Annotated in this window: 7 protein-coding genes; 3 read left to right on the forward strand and 4 right to left on the reverse strand. The window is 67.6% G+C overall.

Features of this window, described 5'->3' with window-relative positions; translation table 11 throughout:
• The first annotated feature begins 1 nt into the window (after position 1).
• Positions 2 to 4,354: an FxSxx-COOH system tetratricopeptide repeat protein gene (fxsT, locus tag AVR91_RS40370; RefSeq protein ID WP_083737941.1), complete on the forward strand. Its 4,353-nt coding sequence runs from the start codon at positions 2 to 4 to the stop codon at positions 4,352 to 4,354.
• 1 nt (position 4,355) lies between these two features.
• Here fxsT and AVR91_RS40375 read toward each other — a convergent pair whose 3' ends face one another.
• The 3 genes from AVR91_RS40375 to AVR91_RS40385 are packed head-to-tail and all read right to left on the reverse strand — an operon-like array spanning position 4,356 to position 7,145.
• Positions 4,356 to 6,158: an HEXXH motif domain-containing protein gene (locus AVR91_RS40375; protein ID WP_063274031.1), complete on the reverse strand. Its 1,803-nt coding sequence runs from the start codon at positions 6,156 to 6,158 to the stop codon at positions 4,356 to 4,358.
• Positions 6,158 to 6,373 (reverse strand): hypothetical protein, encoded by a 216-nt coding sequence (locus tag AVR91_RS40380; protein ID WP_063274032.1) that lies wholly within the window; start codon positions 6,371 to 6,373, stop codon positions 6,158 to 6,160. The genes AVR91_RS40375 and AVR91_RS40380 overlap by 1 nt, the downstream gene beginning before the upstream one ends.
• A 58-nt stretch (positions 6,374 to 6,431) precedes the next feature.
• On the reverse strand, positions 6,432 to 7,145 hold the full coding sequence (locus AVR91_RS40385) for a Crp/Fnr family transcriptional regulator (RefSeq protein WP_063274033.1): 714 nt from the start codon (positions 7,143 to 7,145) through the stop codon (positions 6,432 to 6,434).
• A gap of 185 nt (positions 7,146 to 7,330) precedes the next feature.
• On the opposite strand from AVR91_RS40385, the gene AVR91_RS40390 reads away from it, so the two are divergent.
• Together AVR91_RS40390 and AVR91_RS40395 are read left to right on the forward strand one after the other, a co-directional pair.
• The gene (locus AVR91_RS40390) at positions 7,331 to 7,744 is read left to right on the forward strand and encodes a hypothetical protein (protein ID WP_063274034.1); all 414 of its coding nucleotides are present in this window, start codon (positions 7,331 to 7,333) and stop codon (positions 7,742 to 7,744) included.
• A 441-nt stretch (positions 7,745 to 8,185) separates the two neighbouring features.
• Complete coding sequence (locus AVR91_RS40395) at positions 8,186 to 10,717, forward strand: phosphocholine-specific phospholipase C (RefSeq protein WP_063274035.1); 2,532 nt, start codon at positions 8,186 to 8,188, stop codon at positions 10,715 to 10,717.
• Positions 10,718 to 10,728: 11 nt separating this feature from the next.
• Here the strand turns inward: AVR91_RS40395 and AVR91_RS40400 are convergent, their stop codons facing one another.
• Positions 10,729 to 11,235 carry a MarR family winged helix-turn-helix transcriptional regulator gene (locus tag AVR91_RS40400; RefSeq protein ID WP_038518375.1) on the reverse strand — a complete coding sequence of 169 codons (507 nt, stop codon included), beginning with the start codon at positions 11,233 to 11,235 and terminating at the stop codon, positions 10,729 to 10,731.
• Between the last annotated feature and the right edge of the window lie 79 nt (positions 11,236 to 11,314).

Here is an 11,314-nt window from a genome sequence, read left to right on the forward strand (position 1 = left end):
CATGGAAGGGCCGGGCGGTGTGTCCGACTCGCGTTCCGCCCCGGTGGCGGAGCGGTTCGGATTCGAGGACCTGAACTGGACCGACGTCGCCGATATCGTGTGGCTGGCCGCGGCCATCTCCCCACGGCGGGCCGACAGCGCATCGGCGCCGCCCGAGGAGCCCCGACGGACACCCGAAGACGTGCGGATCCGCAACGCGCCTTCCGAACGCGGGGAAATACCGGAACTTCCCGAACCAGGGCCCTCCCGGCTCGTCGACGCCCCACCAGAGGAGGACGACGACGGTCAGGTCGTCGCGATCGAGGCCGTTCCCGGTGAGCTGCCGGAACCCGCGGTGGACGGCGCCGGGCCCGGGGGAGCGGTACTCCTCGAATCGCTGGAGTACTTCCGTGCGCTGAGAATCCTGAAACGGGAGATGGTCTCGCGGCGACACAACAATGTGGTCCTGGACGAAGTGGCGACCGCCGTCCGGGTCGCGGAGACCGGGCGGTGGTGGCCGGTCACCCGATCGAGAAAAGAGCGCTGGCTGGACCTGACGCTCGTCCTCGACAACGGTCCGTCGATGGCCTTGTGGCGCCCCAGGGTGTCCGCGTTCGTCGAATTGCTCGGGCAGGTGGGTGCTTTCCGCACCATTCAGGTCCGTCTGTTGGAAACCGCCAAGGACACCGAAGAGGATCTCGTTCTTCGTGGTGGCACGCCCGGCGCGCCCGCCAGGGATCCGGACGAGATCGTGGATTCGTCGGGGCGGCGCGTGGTGTTGCTGCTGACCGACGGCGTGGGTGACGCCTGGCAGAAGAAGGACGCGCTGTACCCGATGTTGGCGCGGTGGGGCAGGAAGATGCCGGTGAGCATCGTGCACCTGCTCCCGCATTGGCTGTGGGGCCGGTGCGGAATGAGTCCGCACAAGGCGCGGTTGAGAGTGCCGAACGCGGTGGCGCCCAACGGCCGCTGGAAATGCGACCTGGCGGACGCCTGGCTCGAACCCGGTTCGAAAGTGCCGGACCATCTCGTCCCGGTGCCGGTCCTCGAACTGCGGCCGAGGTCGCTGAGCTGGTGGGCCGGACTGATGACCGGCGAAAACGACGACGCCGTGGAAGGAACCGTCGTACTCGCCACGGAACGGATTTCCCAGTCCGATTTCGACGACCCGCCGGTAACTTTGTCACCCACCGAACGAGTGCAACGATTTCGCAGTGTTGCGTCGCCGCCGGCGCTACGCTTGGCGCAGTTGCTCGCGGCGGTACCGGTCCGTCTCGACGTGGCGAAGCTGGTGGGACAGGAATTCGTTCCGGAAGCGGGCCCGGAACACCTCCTCGAACTTTTGCTTTCGGGGATGATGTACGCTCCCGCACTCAGGGAGGGCGAGTCCACTTGGGACACAGACGGGGTCTTCGCTTTTCCCGAGGCAGTCCGGGAACTGCTGCTCAGCGGCGCGCGGCGGTCGGAAACGGCCAAGGTCGTCCGAGTGGCCGCCACCCATTTCGGTGACCGGATTCGGCTGATCAAGCACCTCCGAGACGCCATCGCCGACCCGAACAACACACCGGACCCAGACCTCACCCGCGAGTCCCCGGCCGATGTGGAGCTGGAAACCGCGCTCATGCGTGCCCTTTCCGGGCCGTACCTGTCCCGGGCGGACCGGCTGCGGAACGCGGCGGCAAGCCAAGTCCTCCAAACGCACCTATCTGAATCAAAGACTGAGAGCTCGATGATGCCTGAGACGGCCGAACGTCCACCTGCCTCGACGCCTGTGCCACAGGGACGCTCGTCTTATCTCACTGAGCCCGAAGCGAATGAGCCGACCACCCGGATCGTGCACCCCTCGGCGTCGGAAACCTCCCGGAGCTTCCCCGCCCGCCAGCCCGACGACCCGCCGCTCGTCTTCGGCAACGTTCCCCCGAGGAACCCCAATTTCACCGGTCGCGACGAATTGCTCGACCAGCTCACCAAGCGGTTGAGCAGTGGTACCACCGCCGTGCTTCCTTCGGCGTTGCACGGTCTCGGTGGTATCGGCAAGACGCAGATGGCCGCCGAGTACATCTACCGGCATCTCCAGGATTACGACCTCGTCTGGTGGATCGACGCCGCGCACACCACCCAGATCCGTGCCGGTCTCACCGAACTCGCCGGAATCCTCGGCCTGCACGGCGCGTCCGAAGCCAGTGTCGCGGTCCCCGCGGTCATCGAGGCACTGCGGACCGGGCGGCCCTTCCGCCGCTGGCTCCTGGTCTTCGACGCAGCGGAAAGCCCGGAGACCGTGCTGCCGTTCTTCCCGCGCAACGGTCCCGGCGAAATCCTGATCACCTCGCGGAACTCCGACTGGGCGGGTATCGCGCGCCCGCTGGAACTCGCGGTGTTCAAGAGAGAGGAAAGCGTCGAGCTGCTCGGACGCCGCGGTCCCGAGATCGACCCGGCCGACGCCGACCAGCTCGCGGAGAAGCTCGGCGATCTGCCCTTGGCCGTGGAGCAGGCGGCCGCCTGGCGCGCGGTGACCGGGATGCCGGTGCAGGAGTATCTGCGCCTGTTCGACGAGTCGGTCGAGGAAATCCTCGACACCGCTTCGGCGCCCGACAACGAGGTGTCCGTCGCCGCCGCGTGGAACGTTTCGTTCGAAGAATTGAAGACCCGTAACCCGGCGGCACATCAGATCCTGCACATCTGCGCCTTCTTCTCCCCGGAACCGATCTCGCGCGATCTGCTCACCGGGGTCAACCGGGTGTCGATTTCGCCCGAGCTGGACGCCGCGCTCCGTGACCCGATCAAGCTGGCGCGCGCCATCCGGGATATCAATCGCTATGGCCTGGCCAAGATCGACCACGGGAACAACACCCTTCAGCTGCACCGGCTGGTGCAGCTGGTGCTGCGCAACCGGGTCATGGCCCGGCAGGTGCACGCGCGGATGCAGCACGGTGCCCACCAGTTGCTCGCCGCGCTGGACCCCAACGACCCCGAGTCCAGCAGGCACTGGTCGCGCTACCGCGAACTGCTGCCGCACGCCTACGCGGCGAACGTCCTGGACTGCGACAACGACTGGCCGCGTCAGCTCTACATCAACCTGATGCGTTACCTGTTCGAGTACGGCGACCACGAAGAAGCGGCACGGCTCGGTCTCGAAGCGCGCAAACGCTTCACCGACGTCCTCGGCCCCACCCATCCGCAGACCCTCGAAGTCTCGTCGAGGCTCGGGCTCTACCTGTGGGCGATCGGCCGGTACTCCGAAGCCGCGGAACTCAACCAGCGCACTCTCGCGCTGCGTTTGCAGATCTCCAGCGAGGAGAACGAGGAGACCTTCGCGCTTCAGCGGAACATCACGATCGATCTCCGGGCGCAGGGTGATTTCGCGGGAGCGACCAAGCTGAGCGAAGAGATCTATCACAAGGCCAAGCGGATGTTCGGTGAAGACGACCCGGAGACGCTCTACGCCGCGTATCAGCACGCGATCAGCCTGCGGTTGGCCGGCGCCTACCGGGAGGCCTTGGAACTGGATCAGGACACCCTACGGCGGCGGATCGAGGTTCTCGGCCGCGACCACGTTCGCACCTTCAGCGTCAACAGTTCGATGGTCGTCGACCTGCGCGAAGCGGGCGAATACGGCCAGGCCCGGATTCAGCAGGAGAGGTTGACGGAGAACTTCGTCGCCCGCTTCGGCGGGGAACAGCTGGACGCGACCGTCAACTCGTTCCTGCTTTCGGTGACCAGGCGGAAGGACGGCGACCACCCCGGGGCGCTCGGCTTGTCCACGGAGGCCCTCAAGAGGTTCCGGCTCGCTTATGGCGACGACCATGGCACGACGATGGCCACGGCTCTCGCGCATTCGATCGATCTCCGCCACTCGGGTGATCTGGCCGCGGCGAAGAAGCTCGGTGAGAGCACCTTCGAGCGGTACCGCGGCGGTCTCGGCGAGCACCATCCGCACACCCTCGCGGCCAACGTCAACCTCGCGGTGACGTTGCGCCTGATGGGCGACCCCGCCGCCGCCCGCGTCCTCGACGAGCGTGCCCTCGAGCAGTTCCGCGCAACCATCGGCCCGGACCATCCCTATGCCATCACCGCCGCGATCAACCTGGCGAGTGACCTGGCGGCGGTGGGCGAACTCGACCGCGTGGTCGAGCTGGGACGAGACGCGATCGAGCGTGGCACACAGGTGCTCGGCGAGGATCACCCCACGGTCCTGGCGGCGTCGTTCAACCTCGGATTGGATCTGGCCGCGCTGGGTCGAACGGAAGAGGCCGCACCGTTCCGCGACCCGATCCTGGCGCGGTACCGCCGGATCTTGGGCGAGGCCCACCCGGGAACGCAGGCCGCCGGTCGCGGTGCCCGGGCCAACTGCGACATCGACCCGATCCTGATGTGAGTCAACCCGGCACGAGCTGCCCGACCCAGGAGGCGAGTTCCTCCACGGTCGGTGGCCGCGTGCCGGATCGCAAGGACCGATGCACCGCGCGGACCAGTTCGGGACAGTGCAGCAGGGCACGGGCGGCAGGGTGGAGGCCTCGGGCGGAGAGCGCGAGGCCCAGCCCGACCAAGGAGTTCGGCCGGTCCGGATCCGCGGCGAGTTCCCGCCGGTAGCCCTCCACGGCTTCGACGTGATCTCCCGCGGTGTAAGCGAAATCAGCCGCGGTGGCGCCGGGTACCGTCGGCGGTCGTCCCGCGCCGCCGAGGGAGAGCCGGATGAGGTCCGTTCTGGCCGGGGACCAGCCTCCGTCCGGTATCGGCGTCGGAGGAAGGCTCGTCGCGTCGAGACTCGCGGGAGGTCTCGGTCTTCCGCTGAGCCACGCCGCCGCGAGTTCGGCGACCACCGACGGGTCAGGACGCAGGTGCCGAGCCCGCCATCCCGCGCGGTGATCGCGGCGGGCGGCCGTGGCCAGGTCGCTCGCCTCCGCCGAGACGGGCTCGCTCTGCCACGGTCCGAGGCGTTCGGCGATGGCGTCGAGAAAGCGTCGGCCGGCATCGGTCAGCGTCGAGTCCACGCGCAGCACTCGCAGGGTGCGCCACGTCTGCTCACGCCAGTAGGCGAATTCGAAGCTTGAGCGCCGGGGATGCGTCCCGGCCCTGGCCAAGGCGCGCCAGAAGGCGGTGACACCGAAGAAGGCGTAAACCCCTTGAAGAGCGCCGCTCAGGGGACGTGGATCGTCTCGCCAGGCCACGTAGATCCGCTCTCGGGGGTCCGGCTCGTACAACTCGACGAGGTGCAGCAGACCGCCGAGCACGATGTGCTGGAATTCGTGGATCAGCGTTTCGGCGAGGGAGGCCCCGTCGGTGGGCAGTCCGACGACCGCACTGCCGAACGCCTCCCCGGTCGACGCGCTCGGATTCCGGAAGAGCACCTGGGGCTTCGGAACCAAGGACGCCAATCCCACCGGCATGATGCGGGCGAGGCCGGGCAGATGGGTGGCGACCAGACGACAGGCCTCGTCGATCAGCCGTTGCCAATCCGCCAGATCCTTGCCCGGTAGCCGTTCCGGCGGGATCGGTTCGTAGAGTCCGCGATAGGGGTCGAGGTCGTCGAGCCACAACGAGAACCGCTGCGCGCCGACGTGGCTCCGTACCCGTCGGATTCCCCACCAACCCGGGGCATCGGCATCGGGCGCGTCCGGCAGATGAACCGTCGTGCCGGCGTTCGACACCGAGTACCGGCCGTTCACGCCGCGCACAACGACCGAAGAAAACGTTTCGGTGTCCGGAAAGCGGGCCATCCCGAGCGAAGGGAGCATGGCGTCGCCGTGCCACGCCGGGATGACGGTCTCGAAGTCGAGCTCCGCCCGGATCGCCGCGGCCGCCGCGATCGCGTGCGCGTGCCCCAGGTGCATCCACAAAGGACCGATGCCGTCGATTCCGTTGCGGAGCAAGCGAGTCGTGTAGCCGGCCCAGCTTCCGGTGTACGGATTGGTGAGCATCCTGTTCACCGAACGGGGTGCTCGTGCTTCGGCACGTGCGAGGAGTTCCCAAGCGGAATCCAGCGGCGGCAACGGGCCCGCATGATCCGGTGCCTTCGCGGCTTCGGTCAGCAAGGCGTGGATCAACAGTTTGCGACGGCTCCGCTCGGCCCGTCGCAGCCGCCGCGCCATGTCCTCGTCGCCGTCGAGACGCGCGAGCGCGTCGAAGTCCCGCCATGACAACCGGTGGAACGCGGGACGCGACCCGGCTGATGGCGGCATCAGTCGATCCGTTCGCCACCCGCACTGCCTGCGCTTCTGTAGCGCGCGCGGACGAGGGTGGTGCGTTCGACGACATGGTGAGCCGACTGGCGGAAGGCTTCGCCCTCCAGCTCCCGCAACGCGGTGAAGGAGACCGCGTCGAGATCGAGCAACGCCGATTCGATGTCCGGTTCCGTGTCTGCCGAGAAAGAACTCATCGTGCCGATTCCCTCCACCCGTGAAACGGTTGCGAGAGTTGAACCTCGCTCAGGATAGCCGAGATTTCGCGCCGGATCAGGCCTCGGCGGCCGGGGGTGGCCGTCCGGCCGCCAATTCCCGTAGTGCGCGAGGGCTGGTGATGGTGACGCGCTGGCGTGCGGTGCGCACCACGCCCAGCCGCCGGAGTTCGTCGAGGCCACGGATCAGGGTGCTGCGCGAGACACGCGCGAAGCCCGCCAATTCTCCTTGGTTGAAGCGGAGATCGATCTGTTTCCCGGCCGTCCAGTCGACGGCGTGCTGCAACGCGAGTTCCAGGAGAACGGCGGCGAGGCGTTGCGGGAAATCCGGGCCGCCGGATTCGAGACGCAGCCGGTCGGATTGCTGCAGGCGGATCGCGGCGGTTCGGAAGATTTCCTCGGCGATACGCGGCTGGTCGCGTAATACGCCGAGGAATTTGTCCCTCGGCACGACGAGGGTGTGCACCTCGTCGATCGCCGACATCGTGGCGGAACGGGGGAGTCCGCTGATCGGGGCCAGTTCGCCGACGATTTCCGCGGGACCGCGCGCGGCGAGCGGGGCGTCCTCGCCGCGGTAGTTGGTGGCGCTGATCTTCACCCAGCCGTGCAGGACGACGAACATGCTGGTGGGCGGACTGCCCTGGAGGGCGAGGATCTGGCCGGGGCGCCACACTTTCAGGTGGCCGGCGCGCCGGAGGGCGGACTGCTCCGCCGGTGTCAGCCGCCGCCAGGTGCCGAGACTCCCGTTTTCAGCCGCGGAGGAACCGGTCATCCTGGCCCTCCGGTTCCCCGGACACCGGATCGGTGCTGTGTTCCATATGACGCATCAGCCACTCCCCCGACTCGTCAGCATGGTCAGTGGGCAGAACGACCCGGAAGTTTCGAACCGCGACCGGTAATTGTGCCAGGCACGGGGTGACTTCACCAGGCCTCGGGCCGGCGACGGGGGAGGGTGTCATGCGCAGTGCGGAAAGTGTCATGGGACGGCCGAAGGATCACCGCAACGTGCCGGTGGGGCAGAACCCGCGGACGCCCAAGGCGTTCGGCCGAAGACCGGCGTTCTTCGCGCCGCACCCGCCGCTGATGTCCGGCGGGTGGTATCAGGGCGACGACCACGAGGTCGTCGGGCCCGGCCGGTATCCGGTTCCCCGTCCGCCCGCCAGATCGGCGAAGGCCGCGGTGCTGTGGGCACTCTTCCTGGGACCGTTGGGCCTTTGTTACGTGTCACCCGTCGGCGGGTTGATCGCGACGGCGGTCTCGGTCACGGCGATCACCTTCGGCGGCGCCGCGCTGGTGGCGGTGATCTGGCCGGTCGTCGTGGTGCTTTCCCTGGCGGCCTTGTCCGGGCGTCCGGACGACGACAGGAGATGACGTCCGGCCGCTTTCCGGCCGGATGACCGCGGTGGGGGACGCTCAAGGGGGGCGGCCCCCACCGCGGTTCCCTTCGTGAGCACGGCACTCACGTGATTGAACGGACGACACGTGTGATCCGACGGACGACACACGTGACCAGATGGACGACACGACCGCGGCGAAGTCTTCGTCGTGAGTCGTCCGTCTGATCACACGTGTCGTCCATCCAGTCACGCGAGACCGCCAGTAGGTATCCAGGACACGGTTGGTTCTGACGTCCTCGACGCTCAGGAGGGTCGCGACCCTCCGAAAGTCGCGTCATCTTGCTCCGTTCATGCAGCCCCTGGGCCGAACCCTTGAACCGATCAGGCACCTATGTTTCCATCTGCTCGATAGTCCGATCAAAGGTGCAGTTTCGAACACGATCGAACGGGTTCAACGCAATTCCTGGAGGGCTCCGTGCGCCGTCGTACCCTGCTGAAGGCCGCTGGTGCGGCTTCCGCCTTCACCTTGCTCCCGGCGAGCGTCCGGCAGGCGCTCGCCGCCGAAGCGCCGACGGGCGGGCTCGACGTCATCGAGCACGTCGTGGTGTTCATGCAGGAGAACCGGTCGTTCGACCACTATCTCGGGACCTTGCGCGGCGTGCGGGGTTTCAACGATCCGGCCGCGATCAAACTACCGTCGGGAGCCTCGGTCTTCCAGCAACCCGACGGCACGGGCACTCTGCTCCCGTACGCGATCGACGATCAGTTCATGGCCGACGTCGACCACAGCTGGTCCGGCGGGCACCGGGCGTGGAACAAGGGGCGTCACGACGCGTGGCGCGCGGCCAAGGGTGTCCGGTCGCTGACCTATCACACCCGTTCGGCACTGCGGTTCTACCACGAACTGGCCGACGCGTTCACCGTCTGCGATGCCTACCACTGTTCGGAAATGGGCCCCACCAACCCGAATCGGCTCTACCTGTTCACCGGCAAACTCGGCTACGAGCCGGACGGCACGACCCGGGCGATCGGCAACGACGCCTGGCAGAACCCGGGGCACACCGGCTACACGTGGAAGACCTACGCCGAGCGACTCCAGGCCGCCGGCCGCAGTTGGCGCGTTTATCAGGAATGGGACAATTACGGCGACAACTCGCTGGACTATTTCAGCAGCTTCCTCGCCGTCGGCACCAAGGCACTGTCGAAGGTGAAGGACTCGGCGGGCAAAGCCTTCCCGAAGCTGGAGTACTTCTACTACGCCCTCGATTCGGCTTCGGCCGCCGAGCGCACCCGGCTGCTCGACGGACTGGCGGCCGGTGTGGCGACCCTGACCGCGTCCGAACGCGCGTTGTACGACCGCGGGTTGGCCCGGGTCGCGCCGAAGCAATTGCTGAGTGCTTTCAAGGGCGATGTCGACGCGGGCAGGCTGCCGTCGGTGTCGTGGATCGTCGCGCCGGAATCCCAGACCGAACATCCCGCGTGGGGCCCGAACACCGGGGCCGATCTGGTGAAGTCGATCCTCGACACGATCGCGTCCAAACCGGAGGTGTGGAACAAGACGTTGTTCCTGCTGACCTACGACGAGGACGGCGGTTTCTTCGACCACATGCCGCCGCCCGCGCCGCCGGCCTCCGACAACGAGGGCAAGAGTTCCGTCGCCACGACCGACGAATTCGTCTCCGGTGAGCCGATCGGGCTGGGTATACGGGTGCCCATGTTCGTGATCTCGCCGTGGAGCCGGGGCGGGAAGGTGTGCTCGGAGGTCTTCGACCACACTTCCGTGCTGCGCTTCCTCGAACAGTGGAGCGGCGTCGCCGAGCCGAACATCTCGCCGTGGCGGCGCACCGTCTGCGGTGACCTGACTTCGGCGCTGGACACGACGTCGCCGAGCGCGAGCTATCCGGTGCTGACCAAACCGGTGCCGACGAGCGGGCCGTGGAACACCCAGCCGCAGCCGCCGTCCGTGCAGAAGCTCCCCGTCGCGGAGACCGGGTTACGCACCGCGCGCCCGTTGCCCTACCAGTTGGCGGCGACAGGGCGGGTGACGGCCGAACGGTTCTGGATCGACTTCGCCAATACCGGAACGGCGGGCGCGCATTTCTACGTGTACGCCAACGCACACCGGACCGACGGGCCGTGGCGCTACACCGTCGGCGGGAACGCGACGCTTTCCGACTATTGGCAGGCCGGTTCCCCGGATGGCGCGTACGACCTCACCGCGCACGGCCCCAACGGTTTCCTGCGCCGGTTCGCGGGCAACCGGATCACCGCGACCACCGGTGGCAAGCCGAATCCGGAAGTCGTGCTACGGCCGGGTTCCGGCGTCGTGTACCTGAAGATGACCAACGCCGGCGCCGCCTGCGAACTGACCGTGCGGACCGGGAACCGGGGCGGTGGACCGTGGACGTACACGGTCGCCCAGGGCGCGACGGCCGAGGATTGGTTCAGCACCGAAGGCGGCATGGGCGGCTGGTACGACCTGACCGTTCAGGGGCCGGATGGGTTCCTACGCCGCTTCGCGGGCCATGTCGAGACGGGCGCTGAGACCATCAGCGACCCGGTCATGGGCTCCGGGCCGCTCACTGCCACCGTCCGCTCGGCCGACAGCCAGGAAACCGTGGGGGAGAACGGCGCCGCCGCGAACGCCGTCGACGGGAATCCCGCCACCCACTGGCACACCAAGTGGTCCGGTGGGGAAGACCCGCTGCCGCACGAACTGCAACTCGACTTGGGTGCCGCCCGCACCGTGACGGGGTTGACCTACTTGCCGCGCCAGGACGGTTCCGACCACGGACGCGTCGGTGGTTACGAAGTCCATTTGAGTGCGGACGGCTCGGCCTGGGGGAGTCCCGTCGCCACGGGTACCTTCGCGGACGACGCCGCCCGGAAGACCTTGCGGTTCTGGCCGACCAGGGCGCGGTATGTGCGGTTCCGCGCCCTCACCGAGGCGGGCGGACGCGGCCCGTGGACGTCGGCGGCGGAGGTCACCCCGCTCGGCTGGACGTGACGCGTCCGGCGTCACTCCAGTGACGTGTCGCCGAAGTGCTCGAGCAGCAGCCGCAGACCGCCGATCAGTTCCGCCCACTGCGCCGGTTTCAGGTCGGGCAGGAGGTCGGCTTCGTTCTCCAGGTGGAGCACGAAGACCTCGTCCACGACCTGGCGTCCCTTGCCGGTCAGCCGGATCTTGACCGATCGGCGGTCGTCGCTGTCGCGCACCCGCTCGACCAGGCCTTTCGTCTCCATGCGGTCGATGCGGTTCGTGATCGCCCCGGAGGTGACCATCGCGGCCTTGAGCAGCGCGCCGGGCGTCAGGCCGTCGGCTTCCCCGGAGCGGCGGAGCGTGGTGAGCACGTCGAACTCCCACGACTCCAGGTCGTGCTTGGCGTTGAACTCCTTGAGCTTCCGGTCGAGGATCCGGGAAAGCCGCTGAACGCGCCCGATCACCTCGGCGGGCCAGAGCTTGTCTTCGAGGTCCGGCCGCTCGTGCCGCCAAAGCGCGATCACCGCGTCCACCGCGTCGGCCATGACGCCCTCCAATCGTCTCAATATTAAGAGACTTGACATTGACAGAAGTCGCTGGTGTTATCTCAACGTTGAGATTATC

The sequence above is a fragment of the Amycolatopsis keratiniphila subsp. keratiniphila genome, from assembly GCF_001620365.2.
In the GTDB taxonomy this organism is placed as follows: domain Bacteria; phylum Actinomycetota; class Actinomycetes; order Mycobacteriales; family Pseudonocardiaceae; genus Amycolatopsis; species Amycolatopsis keratiniphila.

Excerpts from the sequence above, each read along its gene's own strand:
- fxsT (WP_083737941.1), top strand. The coding sequence starts at position 2 with ATGGAAGGGCCGGGCGGTGTGTCCGACTCGCGTTCCGCCCCGGTGGCG.
- AVR91_RS40375 (WP_063274031.1), bottom strand. The coding sequence starts at position 6,158 with ATGCCGCCATCAGCCGGGTCGCGTCCCGCGTTCCACCGGTTGTCATGG.
- AVR91_RS40385 (WP_063274033.1), bottom strand. The coding sequence starts at position 7,145 with ATGACCGGTTCCTCCGCGGCTGAAAACGGGAGTCTCGGCACCTGGCGG.
- AVR91_RS40390 (WP_063274034.1), top strand. The coding sequence starts at position 7,331 with ATGCGCAGTGCGGAAAGTGTCATGGGACGGCCGAAGGATCACCGCAAC.
- AVR91_RS40400 (WP_038518375.1), bottom strand. The coding sequence starts at position 11,235 with ATGGCCGACGCGGTGGACGCGGTGATCGCGCTTTGGCGGCACGAGCGG.